The organism is Nesterenkonia sp. AN1 (genome assembly GCF_000582475.1).
GTDB lineage: Bacteria > Actinomycetota > Actinomycetes > Actinomycetales > Micrococcaceae > Nesterenkonia > Nesterenkonia aurantiaca.
In genome coordinates, this window is record NZ_JEMO01000009.1 from 1 (window position 1) to 19449 (window position 19449).

Genomic DNA, 19449 nt, shown 5'->3' on the forward strand with positions numbered 1-19449 from the left:
CCCTCAACGGGGGGGGGGGAAAGAAGAAGCGCCCGGTCCTTGGAGGACCGGGCGCTTCTTTTGTCACCTGTGGTGACCCCAGCGGGATTCGAACCCGCGTTACCGCCGTGAGAGGGCAGCGTACTAGGCCGCTATACGATGGGGCCTTATCGAGTTATGCCTCCCGAAGAACGGGAGGGTCCTGCGCTGTGGAATATAGGTCCCCCGGGCTCCGAGGAGCTCGGGGGTCCTACGACCGTGACCCCAGCGGGATTCGAACCCGCGTTACCGCCGTGAGAGGGCAGCGTACTAGGCCGCTATACGATGGGGCCGGATTTCATAGCTTTGGCCCCCGTCGCCGAGGGCCGGTCATGCTGTGTTAAAGACCACATGCGGGTCTTCGCTGGGCTACTAGGACTCGAACCTAGAACGACGGTACCAGAAACCGCTGTGTTGCCAATTACACCATAGCCCAATATTTGCTTGTCAACGCGGTCGCACCGGCAAGATTTTCACGCCGAGCAACGGGAGATAACTATACACACTGGTGGCGCCCAAGCACAAAATGAGCCGGGCGCCACCGGGGCGTGGCGGGGATCAGCCGCGAGCGGCGAAGAGTTCGCGGAACCGGCGCAGCCGGCTCAGCGAGGACTCGCGTCCCAGCAGCTCCATGGACTCGAACAGGGGCGGGGAGACCCGGCGTCCGGAGATCGCCGAGCGCACCGAGCCGAAGGCCTTCCGGGGCTTGAGCGCGAGCCCCTCCAGCAGCGCCTCGCGCAGCGCAGACTCGATCACCTCGGTGTTCCACCGGGGCTCCTCGATCTCGCTCAGCGCCGCGATGGAGGCGTCGAGGGTCTCGAAGACCTGATCACCGAGTCCGCTGAAGGCCTTGTCCTCGATGGCCAGCTCGGCGTCCTCGGTGAACAGGAACGCCATCATGTCAGCGCCCTCGTCGAGCAGCGCGATGCGCTCCTGGACCAGCGGGGCCGCGCCGTCGAGTACAGCGGCCTGTGCCGGCGTCAGCTGCTCACCCAGCAGGCCCCTGGCCTGCAGGTAGGGCACCAGCCGGTCGCGGAAGTCGGTGGCCTCCAGGCGGCGGATATGGGTGCCGTTGATCGCCTCGGCCTTCTTCACGTCGAAGCGCGCCGGGTTCGCCAGCACGTTGGTGACGTCGAAGTGCTCGATGAGCTGCTCCACGGTGAAGATGTCCTCCTCGGCCGAGAGCGACCAGCCCAGCAGAGCCAGGTAGTTCAGCAGTCCCTCGGGGATGAAGCCGCGGTCCCGGTGGTGGAACAGGTTCGACTCCGGGTCCCGCTTCGAGAGCTTCTTATTGCCCTCCCCCATCACATAGGGCAGGTGGCCGAAGACCGGCATGTGCTTGGCCACGCCGATCGCGTGCAGCGCCCGGTAGAGCGCCACCTGGCGCGGGGTGGAGGAGAGCAGGTCCTCGCCGCGCAGCACGTGGGTGATCTCCATGGCGGCGTCGTCCACCGGGTTGACCAGGGTGTAGAGCGGCTGGCCGTTGGCGCGGGCCACCACGAAGTCCGGGGTGGAGCCGGCGCCGAAGGTGATCTCCCCGCGCACGACGTCGGTGAAGCTGATGTCCGCATCGGGCATCCGGAAGCGCAGCACCGGTTCGCGACCCTCGGCCCGGTAGGCGGCGATCTGTTCCTGGCTCAACGTCCGGTCGAAGCCGTCGTAGCCCAGCTTCGGGTCCCGGCCGGCGGAGACATGGCGGGCCTCGACCTCCTCGGGGGTGGAGAAGGCCTCGTAGATGAATCCGGCGTCCAGCAGCTTCGCCAGCACCTCGGCGTAGAACTCGCCGCGCTGGGACTGTCGGTAGGGCGCGTGCGGGCCGCCGGTCTCGGCGCCTTCGTCCCAGTCGATCCCGAGCCAGCGCAACGCCTCCAGCAGCTGCTGGTAGGACTCCTCGGAGTCCCGGGCGGTGTCGGTGTCTTCGATCCGGAAGACCATCTTGCCGCCGGTGTGCCGGGCGTAGGCCCAGTTGAACAAGGCGGTGCGGATCAGCCCGACGTGCGGGGTGCCGGTGGGTGAGGGGCAGAACCGGACCCGGACCGGGGTGGAAGGGTCCACGGCGGGGATCTCGGTGGACGGTGCAGCTGTGGCAGTCATAGGGGGAATCAGTTCCTGAAGTGGTTGACGAGTGTGCCGATGCCTTCGATGTCCGCCTCGAAGCGGTCTCCGGCGCGCAGCAGTCCGACGCCGGCCGGGGTGCCGGTGAGGATCACGTCGCCCGGGAGCAGGGTGAAGGCCTGGGAGATGTAGGCGATGAGCTCGGCCACACCGAAGATCATCTCGGAGGTCGAGCCGTCCTGAACGGTCTCGCCGTTGAGCCGCCCGGAGATCCGGAGCCTTCGGGCTCGAGGTCGGTCTCGATCCAGGGGCCCAGCGGGGTGGAGCCGTCGAAGCCCTTGGCCCGGGCCCACTGGCCGTCGGTGCGCTGGGCGTCGCGGGCGGTGAGGTCGTTGGCCACGGTGTAGCCGAAGATGACCTCCTCGACCCGATCCACCGGCACGTCCTTACAGATGCGCCCGATGACGACGGCGAGCTCGGTCTCGTAGCTGATCTCCTCGGAGAAGGAGGGCAGCGTGACCGGCTCGTTGGGTCCCACCACGGCGGTGTTGGGGATCAGGAACAGCAGCGGGGAGACCGGGGTCTCGCTGCCCATCTCCTTGACGTGGTCGGCGTAGTTGCGGCCCACGCCGATCACCTTCGAGCGCGGGATGATCGGGGCGACCAGCCGGACGTCTTCCAGGCGATGGGTGGTCTCGGTCTGCTGGATCCCCTGATAGAAGGGGTCTCCGTTGAGCTGGATGATGGTTTCTTCGCCCTCTCCCCCGGTGACAAGACCGTAGGAGGGTTCGGCGTCGGTGACAAAACGTGCAATGCGCATGGGCCAACTCTATCGCCCACGCGCATTGCACGTTCTTCAGCTGTTCAGTTGTCCTGCGGTTCAGCGCTGCGGATGCTGCGCGGCCGCTCAGGCCAGGCGGTGCATCCAGCCGTGACGATCCTCGACCGCGCCGGTCTGGATGCCCAGCAGCTCCTCGCGCAGCGCCAGGGTGGTCTCCCCGGTCCCGGCGGAGGCGATGCTGCGCTCGCCGTCGAGCAGCTCCCCGATCGGGGTGATCACGGCGGCGGTGCCGCAGGCGAAGGCTTCGGTGATGCTGCCGTCGGTGATCCCGGCGTCCCACTCCTCCAGGGTGACCTGGCGCTCTTCGACCTCCATCCCGCGGTCCTTGGCCAGCTGGATCACCGAGGCGCGGGTGATGCCCTCCAGGATCGTGCCGGTCAGCGCCGGGGTGATGAGCCGGTTGTCGGCGGTCACCAGGAAGACGTTCATGCCGCCGAGCTCCTCGATGGCGTTCTCGCGCAGCGGGTCCAGGAAGAGCACCTGGTCGCAGCCCTTGGCGGTGGCCTGCTGCTGGGCGGCCAGGGAGCCGGCGTAGTTGCCGCCGGTCTTCGCCGCGCCGGTCCCGCCGGGTGCGGCGCGGATGTAGTCCCGGGAAACCCAGATGCGCACCGGCTTGAGCTCGCCGCCGAAGTAGTTCCCGGCCGGGGAGGCGATCACCCGGTAGGACACGGCCTTGGCCGGCCGGACCCCGAGGAAGGCCTCGGAGGCGAACATGAAGGGCCGCAGGTAGAGCGCCTCGCCGTCGCCGTTGGGGACCCAGTCCTGATCGGTCGCGACCAGCGCCTCGAGGGATTCGATGAAGAGCTCCTCGGGGAGCTCGGGCAGCGCCATGCGCACGGCCGAGCGATTGAGCCGCCTGGCGTTCTCCAGCGGGCGGAAGCTGTAGATCCCGCCGTCGGAGTGGCGGTAGGCCTTCATGCCTTCGAAGATCTCCTGGGCGTAGTGCAGCACCGCGGCGGCGGGGTCCAGGGAGATCGGCCCGTAGGGCTCCACCCGGGCGTTGTCCCAACCGTTCTCTGAGGTCCAGTCGATCACCGAGGTGTGATCGGTGAAGTGGGTCCCGAATCCCGGGTTCGCCAGGATCTCCTTCAGCCGATCGGCTGTGGTGGGCGTCGGATGGGGGGTGTGATGGAACGTCATGGTGACCTTTCGGATGTGCACGGGCAGATGCGCCCGGCGGATACGAGTCTCGTGCCCTACTCTACGAGACCGGCCCCCGGCGCCCGGCAGGTGTCAGCGGTTGAGCCGCGCCACGAAGGCGTCGCCGCGCTGGCTGGTGCTCAGCCCGGAGGCGCCGTCCTGCGCCCACTGGTTCAGCTGGGCATGGACTGCGGTCTCCACGCGGGCCGCGGCATCGCCGAGACCCAGGTGATCGAGCATCAACACCGCGGAGAGCACGGCCGCGGTGGGATCGGCGATCGCCTTGCCGGCGATGTCCGGAGCGGAGCCGTGAACGGGTTCGAACATCGACGGGGCGGTGCCGGCGGTGTTGATCGAGGCCGAGGCCGCGAGGCCGATGCCGCCGGTGATGGCCGGGGCCAGGTCGGTGAGGATATCGCCGAAGAGGTTGTCGGTGACGATCACGTCGAAGCGCTGCGGGTTGCTGACCATGTGGATGGTGGCGGCGTCGACGTGCAGGTAGTCCCAGCGGACCTCGGGGAAGGACTCGGCCACGGCCGCCGTGGTCCGGGTCCAGAGGTCACCGGAATAGGTGAGCACGTTGTTCTTGTGCACCAGGGTCAGGTGCTTGTCCCGGGCCTGGGCGCGGTGGAAGGCGTCCTCGACCACGCGGCGCACGCCATAGGCGGTGTTGACCGAGACCTCGGTCGCGATCTCCGCGTCGGTGCCGCGGCGCAGCAGTCCGCCGTTGCCGGCGTAGGGACCCTCGGTGCCCTCCCGGACCACGAGGAAGTCGATCGGGTTCGCCTCGTCCACCCCGCGCAGCGGGGAGACCACCCCGGGGTAGGAGCGGGTGGGGCGCAGGTTCACGCAGTGGTCGAGGTTGAACCGCAGGCCCAGCAGCAGTTCGCGCTCGATGATCCCCGAGGGCACCCGGGTGTCCAGCGGATCCGCGCCGACGGCGCCGAAGAGGATCGCGTCGTGCCCGCGCAGCGCCTGCAGGGTCTCTTCGGTGAGGGTCTCCCCGGTGGTGAGCCAGTGCTCAGCACCCAGGGAATACTCCGTGTAGGTGAACTCGGCGCTCTCGGAGGCCAGGGCGGCGTCGAGCACCTTCCGGGCCTCGGCGACCACCTCTGGTCCGATGCCGTCGCCGCCGATTACTGCGATGTCAAATGTGTTCTCAGCCATAGCGTCACTCTATGTGCTGGGCATCGCAGGGATGGGAACTGCGCCACGGCCTCTCAGCATCTGAGACCGCCCCGGCATGGCAGTCCAGGCCAGCCAGGCCGGGGATCAGCCCCGGCTCAGTCGGTCTTCTCCTCATGGCGGGGGAAGATCGGGGTGGGCTTGGCCAGCACGGTGCCTGGGACGAGCTCGGCGTGGAAGGCCTCGAAGCTGCGCGGGCCGGTCCCGGAGTCGTTGGTCCTCCCGGCGTCGCCTCCTGCCTCGACGTTCAGCGCGTCCAGCAGCTGCGTGGCCGACTCCGGCATCACCGGCTGGGCGAGCAGCGCGACCTTGCGCAGGACCTCCGCGGTCACGAAGAGCACCGTGTTCATCCTCGAGAGGTCGGTCTTCTTGAGCTTCCAGGGCTCCTGCTCGGCGAAGTACGCGTTGGCCTCGCCCAGGACGAACCAGGTCCGCTCCAGTGCGCGGTGGAAGTCCTGCTGGTCATAGGCCTCCCGGCTGATCTCCAGCAGCTCATCGGCCTGGGCCAGGATCCGGCGGTCGGCGGCGGTGCGCTCGCCGGGCTGCGGGACCTTCTCCTCGCAGTTCTTCGCGATCATCGAGAGCGAGCGCTGCGCGAGGTTGCCCAGGTTGTTCGCCAGGTCGGAGTTCTTCCGGCCGACCACGGCCTCATGGGTGTAGGAGCCGTCGGCGCCGAAGGGGAACTCTCGCAGCAGGAAGAACCGGACGGCGTCGAGCCCGTATTCGGCGACCCAGTCGGCGGGGGCCACCACGTTGCCCACGGACTTGGACATCTTCTCCCCGGCGTTGTTCAGGAAGCCGTGGATCATCACCCGCTTGGGCAGCTCGAGCTGCGCGCTCATCAGGAACGCCGGCCAGAAGATGCAGTGGAACCGGGAGATGTCCTTGCCGATGACATGAACGTCGGCGGGCCAGAACTTCGCGAAGCTCTCGGACTCGGTGTCGGGGAACCCGACGCCGGTGAGGTAGTTGGTCAGCGCGTCCACCCAGACGTACATCACGTGGTCCAGGCTGGTCTGATCCGCGGTGAGATCCTTGGGCACCGGGACGCCCCAGTCGAAGGTGGTCCGGGAGATCGCGAGATCCTCCAGCCCGCCCTCGACGAATCGGATGACCTCGTTGAACCGGCTTCGCGGCGCACCGAAGCTCGGGTTGTCGCGGAAGAAGTCGAGCAGCGGCTGCTGGTACTTCGAGAGCCGGAAGAAGTAGGACTCTTCTTCGGTCCAGGTCACCGGGGTCTGGGTCTCGGCGGCGAGGCGCTCCCCTGCCGCGTCGAGCTCGGTCTCGTCCTCGGAGTAGAACCGCTCGTCACGCACCGAGTACCACCCGGCGTACTTGTCCAGGTAGATGTCCCCGGCCTCGACCATGCGCCGCCAGATGGCGGTGGAGGCCGCGTAGTGATCCTCGTCCGTGGTGCGGATGAACCGGTCATAGGAGATCCCGGCGACCTCGTCGTCCATGGCCTGGAACACGGCCGCATTGCGATCGGCGAGCTCCCGGGTGGAGAGCCCGAGGCTCTGCGCGGTCTGCTGCATCTTCTGCCCGTGCTCATCGGTGCCGGTGAGGAAGTAGGTCTCGTGTCCATCGAGGCGCTTGAAGCGCGCCATCACATCGGAGGCGATGACCTCGTAGGCGTGGCCGATATGCGGTTCTCCATTGGGGTAATGGATCGCCGTGGTGATGTAGAACGGGGGCTTGGAAGAAGTCACCCTAGGAATTTACCCCACGTGGATGCCCGGTGCAGGTCTGGGCGGGTGCCCGGTGCAGGTCTGGGCGGGTGCCCGGTGCAGGTCTGGGCCGCAGACCTGCACCGGGTGAGAACCGCGCAGCTCAGTCCTCGAGGTCCACCTCGGCGGCCAGGTTGGCCTGGACCTCGGAGTTGATCGCGTCGAGCACCCCGGCGGGCAGCGCGGCGTCGATGGCGAGCACGGCCAGCGCGCGGCCCTCCTTGGTGTTCTGCGAGACCTGCATGCCGGCGATGTTGACCTGGTGCTCCCCCAGGATCCGGCCGAGGGCGCCGACCACGCCGGGGCGGTCGGCGTATTCGAGCACCACCAGATGCTCGGTGAGCGCGATCTCCAGGTCGTAGCCGTTGATCCCGACGATCTTCTGGATCTGCTTGGGCCCGGTGAGCGTGCCGCGGACCTCCAGGTTGGTCCCGGAGCTGGTGGCGCCGCGCACGGTGAGCGCGTTGCGGTAGTCCTCCACCTCGGTGGTGGTGGTCAGCCGGGTGGAGACTCCGCGCTGCTCGGCGAGCACCGGGGCGTTGACGTAGGACACCTGCTCCGAGACCACGTCGGTGAACAGGCCCTTGAGCGCTGCGAGCTGCAGCGCGGAGACGTCGAGCTCGGCGATCTCACCGGCGGCCTCGGTCTCGATATCGGTGAAGGCGTCGGTGGCCAGGGCGTTGAGGATCCGGCCGAGCTTCTCGACCAGCGGGATGCCGGGGCGGACCAGCTCGTCGATGGCGCCGCCGGCGACATTGACCGCGTCCGGGACCAGCTCGCCGGCCAGGGCCAGGCGCACCGACTTCGCCACGGAGACTCCGGCCTTCTCCTGGGCCTCGGCGGTGGAGGCGCCCAGGTGCGGGGTGACCACCACGTTCTCCCGGGTGAAGAAGGGCAGGTCGGTGGAGGGCTCGGTGGCGAAGACGTCGACTGCGGCGCCGCCGATGGTGCCCTCGGCCAGGGCCTGCTCCAGGTCGGCCTCGTCGATCAACCCGCCGCGGGCGACGTTGACCACGAAGGCGGTGTCCTTCATCTTCGCGAAGGCCGCGGTGTTGAGCATGCCTAAGGTCTCGGGGGTCTTGGGCATGTGGATAGTGATCACGTCGGACTTCGCGTAGAGCTCCTCCAAGGTGACCAGCTGAGCGCCGAGCTGGTGGGCCCGGGCGGAGGTGACGTAGGGGTCGTAGGCGATGATCTCCATGTCGAAGGCCTTCATCCGCTCGGCCACGAGACCGCCGATCCGGCCCAGACCGATCACGCCGAGGGTCTTCTCGGCGAGCTCCACGCCGGAGTACCTCGAGCGCTTCCAGGCGCCGTCGCGCAGCGCCTGATGGGCCGGGGAGATGTGCCGGGCCAGGCCCAGGATGTGGGCGCAGGTGAGCTCCGCAGCGGAGGTGATGTTCGAGGTCGGGGCGTTGACGACCATCACGCCGGCCGCGGTGGCGGCCTTGATGTCGACGTTGTCCAGTCCCACCCCGGCCCGGGCCACGACCTTGAGCTTCTTGGCGTGGGAGAGCACCTCGGCGTCGACCTGGGTGGCCGAGCGCACCATGATGGCCTCGGCGTCGGCGAGGTCGGCGAAGAGCCGCTCGCGATCGGTTCCGTCGGACTGGCGGATCTCAAAGTCCGGTCCCAGTGCCTCGACGGTGGCGGGTGAGAGTTCTTCGGCAAGTACGACGACGGGGCGGTGAGTGCTCACAATGTCCTTCTTCTGCTGGCGCTTCGTGGTTCGGGTGGTCACGCGAAGACGGTGAGCGGGGCGGGCCGTGTCACGGCCCGCCCCGCTCACCGTGATCACTCATCGAGCGGTGGTGCCCTCGGTGTAGTCATCGTCCTGCGGGATCCAGGAGAAGAGCTTGCGCAGCTCGCGACCGGTGGACTCGATCGGGTGCGACTCGTTCTTCTTGCGCAGCTCGTTGAACTCACTGCCGCCGTCGCGCTGGTCATCCATGAAGCGCTTGGCGAAGGCTCCGGACTGGATGTCGGCGAGCACGGCCTTCATGTTCTCCTTGACCTCCGGGGAGATCACCCGGGGGCCGGAGACGTAGTCGCCGAACTCGGCGGTGTCGGAGATCGACCAGCGCTGCTTGGTCAGGCCGCCCTCGACCATCAGGTCCACGATCAGCTTCAGCTCGTGGAGCACCTCGAAGTAGGCGATCTCGGGCTTGTAGCCGGCCTCGGTGAGGGTCTCGAAGCCGTACTGCACCAGCTGGGAGGCGCCGCCGCAGAGAACAGCCTGCTCACCGAAGAGGTCGGTCTCGGTCTCTTCGGTGAAGGTGGTCTCGATGACGCCGGCGCGGGTGCCGCCGATGCCCTTGGCGTAGGCCAGCGCGATCGACTTGGCCTCGCCGGAGGGGTCCTGCTCCACGGCGATCAGGGCGGGCACGCCGCGGCCGGCCTCGTACTCGCGACGGACCACGTGGCCCGGTCCCTTCGGGGCGACCATCGCGACGCCGACCTCGGTGGGCGCTTCGATGTAGCCGAAGCGGATGTTGAAGCCGTGGGAGAACAGCAGCACGTTGCCCGGCACCAGGTGCGGGGCGATCTCGGCGGAGTAGACCGCGGCCTGGTGCTGGTCCGGGACCAGGATCATGATGACGTCGGCCTCGGCGGAGGCCTCGGCCACGGTCTTCACGGTCAGGCCCTGCTCCTCGGCCTTGGCCTTGGAGCTGGAGTCTGCCTTCAGACCGACGACGACGTCGACGCCTGAGTCGCGCAGGGACAGCGCGTGGGCATGGCCCTGGGATCCGTAGCCGATGACAGCGACCTTCTTGCCGCTGAGCACGGACAGGTCGGCGTCGTCGTCGTAATAGAGATCAGTCACAGTGAGGGCTCCTCATGGTGGGGATTGATTGACAGGTCAGGGGTTCTCAGGTGGTCAGCGCAGCGCTCGGTCGGTCATGGACTTCGAGCCGCGGGAGATCGCGAGTCCGCCGGAGCGCACGATCTCGCGCACTCCGAAGGGCTCCAGGACCTCGAGCAGAGCATTAAGCTTGTCAGGTGCGCCGGTGGCCTCAACAGTGAGTGAGTCCACGGAGACGTCCACGATCTTGGCGCGGAAGAGCTCGACGGCCTGGGTGACCTGCAGACGGGTGGGCGAGTCAGCCTTCACCTTGATCAGCAGGTGTTCGCGCTGGACCGAGTTCTCCGGTGCCAGCTCGATGATCTTGATGACATTGATCAGCTTGTTCAGCTGTTTGGTGATCTGCTCCAGCAGCTTCGAGTCGGCGTCGACCACCACGGTGATCCGGCTCAGGCCGGGCAGCTCGGAGGGACCCACCGCCAGAGAGTGGATGTTGAATGCGCGGCGGGCGAAGAGCCCGGAGACCTTGGTCAGCACGCCGGGGACGTCCTCGACCAGGACCGAGAGCGTGCGGCGCTGCTCCGGCGCGATGATGTCATGTGTGCCCATGCTCTTAGTCCTCCTCGTCCCACTGCGGGGTCAGGTTTTGCGCGAACTGGATGTCGCTGTTGGAGACCCCTGCAGGGACCATCGGCCAGACCATCGAATCACGGGAGACCACGAAGTCCACCACCACCGGGCGGTCGTTGATCGCCATCGCCTCGGCGATCACGGCGTCGATGTCCTCGGGACGCTCGCAGCGCAGCCCCGCGCAGCCGTAGGCCTCGGCGAGCTTGAGGAAGTCGGGGATCCGCACGATCTCCCCGCCGGAGTCCGAGACCGAGGTGTTGAGATGGGTGTTGGAGTACCGGGACTCGTAGAACAGGGTCTGCCATTGGCGCACCATGCCCAGGGAGGAGTTGTTGATCACCGCGACCTTGATCGGGATCTTGTTGATCGCGCAGGTGGCGAGCTCCTGGTTGGTCATCTGGAAGCAGCCGTCGCCGTCGATCGCCCAGACCACCCGGTCCGGGTTGCCCACCTGGGCGCCCATGGCGGCAGGCACCGCGTAGCCCATGGTGCCGAGTCCGCCGGAGTTCAGCCACTGCCGGGGACGCTCGTACTTCACGAACTGCGAGGACCACATCTGGTGCTGGCCCACGCCGGCGACGTAGACCGCTTCGGGTCCGGCGGCCTGGTTGATCTTCTCGATCACCTGCTGCGGAGCGATCTTGCCGTCCTCCGGGGTGGTGTAGCCCAGCGGGTAGGTCTCGCGGAAGCGGTTGAGCTGCTTCCACCAGCCGCTGATGTCGGTGCGGCCGTGCTTGGCCACCAGCGTGTCGAAGGCGACGGTCAGCTCGGGCACGATCTCCTTGAGCGAGCCGACGATCGGCACATCGGCCGTCCGGTTCTTCGAGATCTCCGCCGGGTCGATGTCGGCGTGGATGACCTTGGCGTCCGGGGCGAAGCTCTCGAGCTGCCCGGTGACCCGGTCATCGAAGCGCGCGCCGAGGGTGATCAGCAGATCCGAGCGCTGCAGCGCGGCGACGGCGGAGACCGTGCCGTGCATCCCGGGCATGCCCAGATTCTGCTCGTGTGAGTCCGGGAACGCGCCGCGTGCCATCAGCGTGTTGACCACCGGAGCCCCGACGGTCTCGGCCAGCCTGTAGAACTCCTCGGAAGCCTCGGCCTTGATCATGCCGCCGCCGATGTAGAACACCGGACGCGAGGCGCCCTGGATCAGCTTCGCGGCCTCGCGGATCTGCTTGGAATGCCCGCGGGTCACCGGGCGGTAGCCGTTGAGCTCGATCTTCGGCGGCCAGGCGAAGGTGGTCTGCGCGACCTGGGCGGACTTGGTGATGTCCACCAGCACCGGGCCGGGCCGGCCGGTGGAGGCCAGGTGGAAGGCCTCGGCCATCACCCGGGGGATCTGGTCGGCGTCGGTGACCAGGTAGGAGTGCTTGGTGATCGGGGTGGCGATCCCGACGATGTCGGCCTCCTGGAACGCGTCGGTGCCGATCACCGCGGCGTTGACCTGACCGGTGATCGCGACCATCGGCACGGAGTCCATATGGGCGTCGGCCATCGGGGTGACCAGGTTCGTCGCCCCGGGCCCGGAGGTGGCGAAGCAGACGCCCACCTCGCCGGTGACCATCGCGTAGCCCTGGGCGGCGTGGCCGCCGCCCTGCTCATGGCGCACCAGGATGTGGTTGATCTGCTCGGAGTCCATCAGCGGGTCATAGGTCGGCAGGATGGTGCCGCCGGGGATGCCGAAGACGTCGGTGACACCCAGCGACTCAAGGCTGCGGATGATCGATTCCGCGCCGGTGACCGCTACCGGTTCCACGGTGCGGCCCGGGCCGTAGATGCGGGGGTCCGGGGAGATCCCAGCGGCGCTGCTGGATGCTTTCGACGCCAGCATCGCTGGGGTCGTGGCTGTCAGATTGCTCATCTTTTCCTCAGTCTCTGGTTCCCGAATTGCTGATCCAAGAAGTCTCTGATCCGTGGTGGATCCACTCCGGTCAAGAGAAAACCCCGGCTGAGAAGCCTGTGGGGCCTTCTGCCGGGGTGAGCGGATGCGTCAGCTCCAGTTCAACCATTCGGCCGCCTCCTGTGAGGCGGACGAGCGGCCGACCTGGGGCCTGTGAATCACTTCACATGTCCCCCGGCGGCGGATACGGGTACGACCGCTAGTAGTTGACGCATGGCATCCATGCTTCCCTGGCCTGTGATCCGTGTCAACATCCCGGATGCCCGTCTCACATGGTGGAAATCCGGTCTGCCGACGCTGCTGGTGGGCGGCGCCGCCGGTGACCGGCGCTGATGCTCACCGGCTCAGCCGCAGTAGGCGCCCTCGGCGGCGGAGCGGACCAGCTTGGCGTATTTCCCGAGCACCCCGGTGGTGATGAACGGCGGCAGCGGGGTCCAGTCCTGCTGGCGGGTGGCGAGTTCGGCGGCGTCCACCACGAGCTCGATGCTGCGCCCGGCGATGTCGACCCGGATGAGGTCCCCGTCGGCGACGAAGGCGATCGGCCCGCCGTCCACGGCCTCGGGGGCGATATGCCCGATGCACAGCCCGGTGGTGCCTCCGGAGAAGCGACCGTCGGTGATCAGCAACACGTCCTTGCCCAGCCCGGCGCCCTTGATGGCTCCGGTGATGGCGAGCATCTCGCGCATGCCCGGTCCGCCCTTGGGGCCTTCATAGCGGATGACGACGACGTCGCCCGCCTGGATCCGGCCCTCCTCCAGGGCCTTGAGCGCCTGCTGCTCGCGCTCGAAGACCCGGGCGGTGCCCTCGAAGACCTCGGCGTCGAAGCCCGCGGACTTCACCACCGCGCCCTCGGGGGCCAGCGAGCCATGCAGCACCGCGATGCCGCCGTTGGGGTGCATCGGGTTGTTCAGGGCGCGGATGATCTTGCCGTCGATGTCCGGCGGGTTGATCGTCGCCAGGTTCTCCGCGACGGTCTTGCCGGTCACGGTGAGCGCGTCGCCGTGGATCAGGCCGGCGTCGAGCAGGGCGCGCATGACCACCGGCACTCCCCCGACCCGGTCGACGTCGGCCATCACGTACTGGCCGAAGGGCTTGAGGTCCCCGAGGTGCGGGACCTTGTCGCCGATCCGGTTGAAGTCCTCGAGCTCGAGCTCCACCCCGGCCTCGCGGGCGATGGCGAGCAGGTGCAGCACCGCGTTGGTGGAGCCGCCGAAGGCCATGGTCACCGCGATCGCGTTCTCAAAGGCCTTCTTGGTGAGGATGTCCGCGGTGGTGATGCCCTGGCGCAGCAGCTCCACCACGGCCTCGCCGGACTTATGCGCGTAGTGGTCGCGGCGGCGGTCGGCCGAGGGCGGCGCGGCGGAGCCGGGGAGCGACATGCCCAGCGCCTCACCGATGCAGGCCATGGTGTTGGCGGTGTACATGCCGCCGCAGGCGCCTTCGCCGGGGCAGATGGCGCGTTCGATGACGTCGAGGTCGGCCTCGCTGATGGTGCCGCGGGCACAGGCGCCGACACCTTCGAAGGCGTCGATCAGGGTGACCTCCTTCTCGGTGCCGTCGGCGAAGCGGGCCACGCCGGGCATGATCGAGCCGGCGTAGAGGAACACGCTGGAGAGGTTCAGCCGGGCCGCGGCCATGAGCATGCCGGGCAGGGACTTGTCGCAGCCGGCGAGCAGCACCGAGCCGTCGAGCCGCTCGGCCTGGATGACGGTCTCCACCGAGTCGGCGATGACCTCGCGGGAGACCAGCGAGTAGTGCATGCCTTCATGGCCCATGGAGATGCCGTCGGAGACCGAGATGGTGCCGAACTCCAGCGGGTATCCGCCGCCGGCGTGGACACCCTCCTTGGAGGCCTTGGCCAGGCGGTCCAGTGAGAGGTTGCAGGGGGTGATCTCGTTCCAGGAGCTGGCGATCCCGATCTGGGCCTTGCCGAAGTCGTCGTCGCCCATGCCTACCGCGCGCAGCATCCCGCGCGCCGGGGCGCGGGTGTAGCCGTCGGTGACCTCCCAGCTGCGGGGCTTCTCCGGAATCGAGGGTCCGGTGACCGCCTTGGGCGGGGTGAAGGGCGCCGCGCCCTCGACGATGTCAGGAGTGTTCTCGGGGGTCTCTGCGGTGTGCTCAGCCATGCTCTGGATTCTATGCCTGCCGACGTGTCCCGGCGCACGCGCACCGCCGCCTGTCTCACGATGCAGAATTCCGCCACCCAGCGTTGAGGGGCTGACCACCCAGCGTTGAGGGGCTGATTCTCCGACTAGTTTGGGCCAAAATCCGCATGAAATGCTCGGAGAATCCGCCCCTCAACGGTTTGGGGTGGGTTAGCCTCGGGGACATGGATGAGCCTGCGATCCGCGGGGCCGCGGTGGATGATCAGACGCGCTGCCGGCACTACGCCGGGCCGCGCGACGTCGTCGCGATCCGGTTCTTCTGCTGCGACCGCTGGTATCCCTGCCTGCGCTGCCACCAGGAGGCCGAAACGCATGAGATCAGCCGCTGGCCGCGGGCGCGCCGGGAGGAGCACGCGCTGCTCTGCGGGGTCTGCCGCACCCGGTTCAGCATCGCGGAGTACCTCGTGGCGGAGGCCTGCGCGCACTGCGGGGCGGAGTTCAATCCCGGCTGCGCGACGCACCACGAGTTCTACTTCGAGCTCTGAGGCGCCCAGCGACAGCCCCGCGGCTGCTCGCTTCAGGCCGATCACATCGAGACGATGAGCAGGGTTGCGCCGAAGACGATGCCGGAGGCGATGAGCACGATCGTGGTGTAGCTGAGGATGTCGCGCATCTTCAGCCCAGCGATGGCCAGCAGCGGGAGCGCCCAGAACGGCTGAATCATGTTCGTCCACTGGTCTCCATAGGCCACAGCCATGATGGCGATGGCGGGGTCCACGCTGAGCGTCTCTGCCGCCTCGAGCAGGATCGGGGCCTGCACCGCGATCTGCCCGCCGCCGGAGGGCACGAAGAAGTTCACCAGTCCGGCGGAGAGGAACGCGAACAGCGCGAACGTCTGCGCAGTGGAGATCGCCACGAAAGCCTCTGAGATGACGGTCATCAGCCCGGTGCCGGCCATGATGCCCAGGATGCCCGCATACAGCGGGAACTGCAGCAGGATCTCGCCCACATTCGAGGCGGCCTGCTTGGTCAGCGCGATCAGCTCGAAGGGGCTGCGGACCAACAGCATGATCAGCCCGAGGAAGCTCCAGTTGACCACGTCCAACGTCAGGGAGCCGCCGCCGCTGAAGTGGATGATCAGATAGGCCACCAGCATCAGCCCGATGAGCAGGGTGGGAATGCGGGAGGCGTCCACACGATCCGCCGGGGTCTCGACGGCGTCGTCGATTTCTACGTCGACCTCGCGGGCGTCCACTTTCAGCGGGACCACCGTGGAGCTGTCCCGAGGCGCCACCAGGTAGAGGGCCAAGGCGACCACCGCGATGGTGACGATGCAGGCAATGATGTTCCAGGTGGAGAAGATGGTCTCCCCCACGGGAAGCGGAGCGCCCAGCTGTTCTGCCACGAAGGAGTCGGGGGTGGCTGCGGTCAGCGGCCCCGAGGCGGAGTAGCCCATATGCCAGACCACGAATCCGGAGAACCCTGAGGCCACCAGCATGGGGAAGTGCACCGGGATCTGGCGTTCGCGGAAGACGTGAGCAACTTCGCGCGCCAGCAGGCCACCGACCACCAGTCCCAGGCCCCAGGTGATCAGGCTTGCCAGGGCGGCGATCAGGAACACGAACAGGTAGGCCTGGATCGCTGTTCTGGGGACTGTGGCCAGGCGGCGCAGCAGCTTTCGGGCTGGTCTCGTGTTGGCCAGGATGTAGCCCAGGAAGAGGATGAGGGCCATCTGGGTGATGAACTCCAGCAGCCCGGCAAGGCCGATGCCCCATTCCTCGACGACCTGGATCGGGCCGGCGTCGGTGAAGATCAGCGCCAGAGCACCCACGATGAAGGTCAGTGCGATCGCGAAGACCAGGGCCGAGGGGATCAGCTTCTCCACCAGGGAGTTCAGCGGTCGCATCACCCTGCCGAGAACGGCGCTGTTGCCTGCGGCGTCCTGCCGTGTAGCGGTCATGCGTCACGCCCCGCGGGAATGCGGGTGCGGCCGGACGCTCCGAGAACGAGGGTGATGCCCTCGAACAAGCGTTCATGCATCGCTTCAGTGGCAGAGGAATACCGGACAGCCATCAGCTGAGCTCCTTCAGGTCGATTACGCAGAACACGGGAGCCACAAGGCCCCCGCCGCACCCCAATGTGACTCACATCACCACGCGATGCAAATCACCGGCAGACGATGCAGGCCAGGCCGGGTCGCGCTGGGCGCTGAGGCCAGAGGGACACGAGAGCGACGTGAAAGTGGTGCGAGAGTGACGCGGGAGTCACGCGGGGCAGCCGGTATGGTGAGCCACATGACAGCGGAGCAGCGTCCCGCCGAGGCCGCCTGGGACCAGCTGCTGGCCGCCCTCGAGGCGGACGGCGGCATCCTCGAGCAGACCATCCACACCATCCGCGCCACGGTGCCCGGCTACATGGACGTTCCCACCGCCGCCCTGGAAGCCTCCGTGCGGCGCAACATCGCACTGAGCATCCGCACCATCCGCGCCGGCTTCGAACCCTGCCACGACGACGTCGCCGAAGCCGACGCCCTGGCCTCGGAGCGGCACGCCCAGGGCGTGCCCGTGGGCAGCGTGCTCGCCGGCTTCCGAGCCTGCATGTCGGTGATCCTGCACCGGATGCTGGACCACGCCCCGGACCACGGCATCCCGGCAGATCAGGTCCTGGCCTCCTCCACCCTGCTGTGGGAGCTGGGGGACGTGTTCTCCGCCCGGGCGGTGCTGCTCTACCAAGACCGGGACGTCTCGCGAGCCCTGGCCGACTCCACCCGGCGAGCGGCCTGGATCGGCGAGGCCGTGGCCACCCAGCTGGAGCCGACCGAGCTGGCCCGCGGCGCCGCCCTCTACGACGTCCCCACCGCCGCCCCGCTGTGCGCGCTGGCCGCAGAATCACAGCCTGAGGCAGACCTCGAACGCCAGCGGCGGCTCCAGGAATGGGCCGAACAGGCTGGACTGCGGGTGCTCACCGCGGTGCGCGCCGGCATGCTGGTGGGCATCCTCATCGGTGAGCCGCCGCTGAGTGCGGAGCCGGAGCGGCTGACCGTCGGGCTCGGCCCGGCGGTGAGCCTGGAGGAGCTGCCTCGATCCTTCGAGTCCGCCTCCACTGCGCTGCGCGCAGCCGCGGCCGTGGGACAGACCGGTGTGGTGGATCTGGAGCGTCTCTCCTGGCGGGCGGGAGTCCATGCCAGCCCGGAGGTCACCGCGCTGCTGCAGGAACGCCACCTGCAGCCGCTGGTCGAGGCCGGAGTGTTCGGCGAGCATGTGCTCGAGGCCGTGGAGGCCTACCTGCATCACAGGATGAACATCCCGCGGGCCGCCCACAGCATCCCGGTGCACGTCAACACGCTGCGCTACCGGCTGCAGAGGTTCCAGGAGATCACCGGTGCGGACCTCGGAGACCTCGACACCCTCATCGAGCTGTCCTGGGTGCTCGCCGCCCGTCGGGGCGCCCTCCCCCGCTGGACGCGTTCGTAGCCAGCTACTAAATAACCGCTGCACTGTTGAACGAAAGAATGTAGCGCAGGTCACATCGGGGCACGCATGCTGAACGTTGACGCCGAGACGGTCGTCACACGCTCACCACCCTCCTTGAGGAGACCTCCATGATCCTGGGCATCGTTGGCATCATCGTGTCCCTGCTGCTGCTCATCACCCTCGCCTATCGCGGCGTGCCGGTGATCCTCGCGGCTCCCATCTCCGCTGTCGTCTGTGTGCTGTTCTCCGGGGCCCCGATCCTGGCCTCCTACACCGAGGTGTTCATGCCGGCGATGGCCGGCTTCGTGGGCAGCTGGTTCCCGATCTTCCTGACCGGGGCGATCTTCGGGGTGCTGATGACCGTGACCGGATACGCCGAGTCGATCGCGCGCACCGTGACCGGCTGGATCGGCAGCCGCAGAGCGATCGCCGCCACGGTGATCACCTCCGCACTGATGACCTACGGCGGGATCAGCCTCTTCGTGGTCGCGTTCGTGATGTATCCGCTGGCCCGCGAGCTGTTCCGTGTCGCTGACATCCCGCGCCGGCTGATCCCCGGCACCATCGCCCTGGGAATCTTCACCTTCACCATGACCGCCCTGCCCGGTTCCCCGCAGGTCCAGAACATCATTCCCGGGCAGTTCTTCGGCACCGGCGCATGGGCCGGACCGGGGGTGGGCGTCCTCGGCGGGACCCTGATCTTCGGCTTGGGCCTGCTGTGGCTGGAGCACCGCCGGCGCAGCTTGATCTCCAAGGGTGAGTCCTTCGAGTCCGCGGAGTCCAAGAAGGTCATCGGAGGATCCTCCGACGACGGCTCCTCGGTCACCACCACGATCGCCCCGCCCAACCGCCTGGTCCCCTTCCTGCCGCTGCTGACCGTCTTCGCGGTGAACTTCGCCTGCACCCTGTTGATCTTCCCGGCCCTGGACTGGTCCTATCTGCAGGAGGACACCTTCGGAGCCATCAGCTACGACACCCGCGCCGGCCTGTGGGCCGTGCTGGTGGGCATCGTGAGCGCCATCGCGCTGATCATCGCGATGAACTTCGGTCAGTGGAGCACGCTGAAGGTCGGATTCAACGACGGCGTCAAGCGTTCCATGCTGCCGATCTTCTCCACCGCCTCCGAGGTCGGCTACGGCGCCGTCGTCGCCTCGGTGGCCGCCTTCGCCGTGGTCCGCGACTCGGTCTTCGGCATGGGCGCCAACGCACTGGTGACCTCCGTGGTCACCACCTCGATCACCGCCGGGCTCACCGGCTCCTCCTCCGGCGGCATGACCATCGCGCTCAACGCCCTGGGCGCGGACCTGCGCGCCATGGCCGAGGCCGAGGGCATCAGCCTGGAGATGATGCACCGGCTGACCGCCATGGCCGCCGGCGGCCTGGACACGCTGCCCCACTCGGGCGCCGTGGTCACGCTGCTGATCGTCTGTGGCCTCACCCACCGTCAGTCCTATAAGGACATCGCCATGGTCACACTGGTCATCCCGGTGCTGGTCGTCGTGGCGCTGATCGCTCTGGTCTCGGCCGTGGGCGGGTTCTGATCCACGGGGTGAGCTGGCCCCCTCCGAAGTC

The 19449-nt window shown here is 67.8% G+C and carries 13 protein-coding genes, 3 tRNA genes and 1 pseudogene; 3 read left to right on the forward strand and 14 right to left on the reverse strand.

Annotated elements, in window-relative coordinates:
- Positions 1–70: 70 nt before the first annotated feature.
- The 13 genes and pseudogenes from BG28_RS05925 to ilvD form a co-directional block, all read right to left on the reverse strand.
- Positions 71–146: transfer RNA gene (locus tag BG28_RS05925), tRNA-Glu, on the reverse strand.
- A 92-nt stretch (positions 147–238) separates the two neighbouring features.
- Positions 239–311: transfer RNA gene (locus BG28_RS05930), tRNA-Glu, on the reverse strand.
- A 71-nt stretch (positions 312–382) separates the two neighbouring features.
- Positions 383–454: transfer RNA gene (locus BG28_RS05935), tRNA-Gln, on the reverse strand.
- A gap of 122 nt (positions 455–576) precedes the next feature.
- Positions 577–2112 carry a glutamate--tRNA ligase gene (gltX, locus tag BG28_RS05940; RefSeq protein WP_036474874.1) on the reverse strand — a complete coding sequence of 512 codons (1536 nt, stop codon included), beginning with the start codon at positions 2110–2112 and terminating at the stop codon, positions 577–579.
- An 8-nt stretch (positions 2113–2120) separates the two neighbouring features.
- A pseudogene (locus BG28_RS05945) lies at positions 2121–2893 on the reverse strand (fumarylacetoacetate hydrolase family protein).
- Between the two features lie 87 nt (positions 2894–2980).
- A complete protein-coding gene (locus BG28_RS05950) occupies positions 2981–4054 on the reverse strand; it encodes a branched-chain amino acid aminotransferase (RefSeq protein ID WP_036475058.1) in 1074 nt (357 codons plus the stop codon).
- 93 nt (positions 4055–4147) lie between these two features.
- Positions 4148–5221, reverse strand: coding sequence for a 3-isopropylmalate dehydrogenase (locus tag BG28_RS05955; protein WP_036474876.1), 1074 nt, complete (start codon positions 5219–5221; stop codon positions 4148–4150).
- 116 nt (positions 5222–5337) lie between these two features.
- Complete coding sequence (gene metG, locus BG28_RS05960) at positions 5338–6948, reverse strand: methionine--tRNA ligase (RefSeq protein WP_036474879.1); 1611 nt, start codon at positions 6946–6948, stop codon at positions 5338–5340.
- A gap of 121 nt (positions 6949–7069) precedes the next feature.
- Positions 7070–8665, reverse strand: a complete 1596-nt coding sequence (gene serA / locus BG28_RS05965; RefSeq protein WP_036475061.1) for a phosphoglycerate dehydrogenase — start codon at positions 8663–8665, stop codon at positions 7070–7072.
- A 99-nt stretch (positions 8666–8764) separates the two neighbouring features.
- Positions 8765–9790, reverse strand: a complete 1026-nt coding sequence (gene ilvC, locus BG28_RS05970) for a ketol-acid reductoisomerase (RefSeq protein WP_036474881.1) — start codon at positions 9788–9790, stop codon at positions 8765–8767.
- A 54-nt stretch (positions 9791–9844) separates the two neighbouring features.
- A complete protein-coding gene (ilvN, locus tag BG28_RS05975; protein ID WP_036474882.1) occupies positions 9845–10378 on the reverse strand; it encodes an acetolactate synthase small subunit in 534 nt (177 codons plus the stop codon).
- 4 nt (positions 10379–10382) lie between these two features.
- Positions 10383–12260, reverse strand: a complete 1878-nt coding sequence (locus tag BG28_RS05980) for an acetolactate synthase large subunit (protein ID WP_036474884.1) — start codon at positions 12258–12260, stop codon at positions 10383–10385.
- Between the two features lie 383 nt (positions 12261–12643).
- A complete protein-coding gene (ilvD, locus tag BG28_RS05985; protein WP_084479503.1) occupies positions 12644–14425 on the reverse strand; it encodes a dihydroxy-acid dehydratase in 1782 nt (593 codons plus the stop codon).
- Between the two features lie 203 nt (positions 14426–14628).
- On the opposite strand from ilvD, the gene BG28_RS05990 reads away from it, so the two are divergent.
- Positions 14629–14949, forward strand: coding sequence for a CHY zinc finger protein (locus BG28_RS05990; RefSeq protein ID WP_036474886.1), 321 nt, complete (start codon positions 14629–14631; stop codon positions 14947–14949).
- Positions 14950–14990: 41 nt separating this feature from the next.
- On the opposite strand, the gene BG28_RS05995 is transcribed toward BG28_RS05990, so the two are convergent.
- Positions 14991–16364, reverse strand: a complete 1374-nt coding sequence (locus BG28_RS05995; protein ID WP_036474888.1) for a short-chain fatty acid transporter — start codon at positions 16362–16364, stop codon at positions 14991–14993.
- A 334-nt stretch (positions 16365–16698) separates the two neighbouring features.
- On the opposite strand from BG28_RS05995, the gene BG28_RS06000 reads away from it, so the two are divergent.
- A complete protein-coding gene (locus tag BG28_RS06000; RefSeq protein ID WP_051501071.1) occupies positions 16699–17877 on the forward strand; it encodes a CdaR family transcriptional regulator in 1179 nt (392 codons plus the stop codon).
- 128 nt (positions 17878–18005) lie between these two features.
- Positions 18006–19418, forward strand: coding sequence for a GntP family permease (locus BG28_RS06005; protein WP_036474890.1), 1413 nt, complete (start codon positions 18006–18008; stop codon positions 19416–19418).
- The last annotated feature ends 31 nt before the right edge of the window (positions 19419–19449 follow it).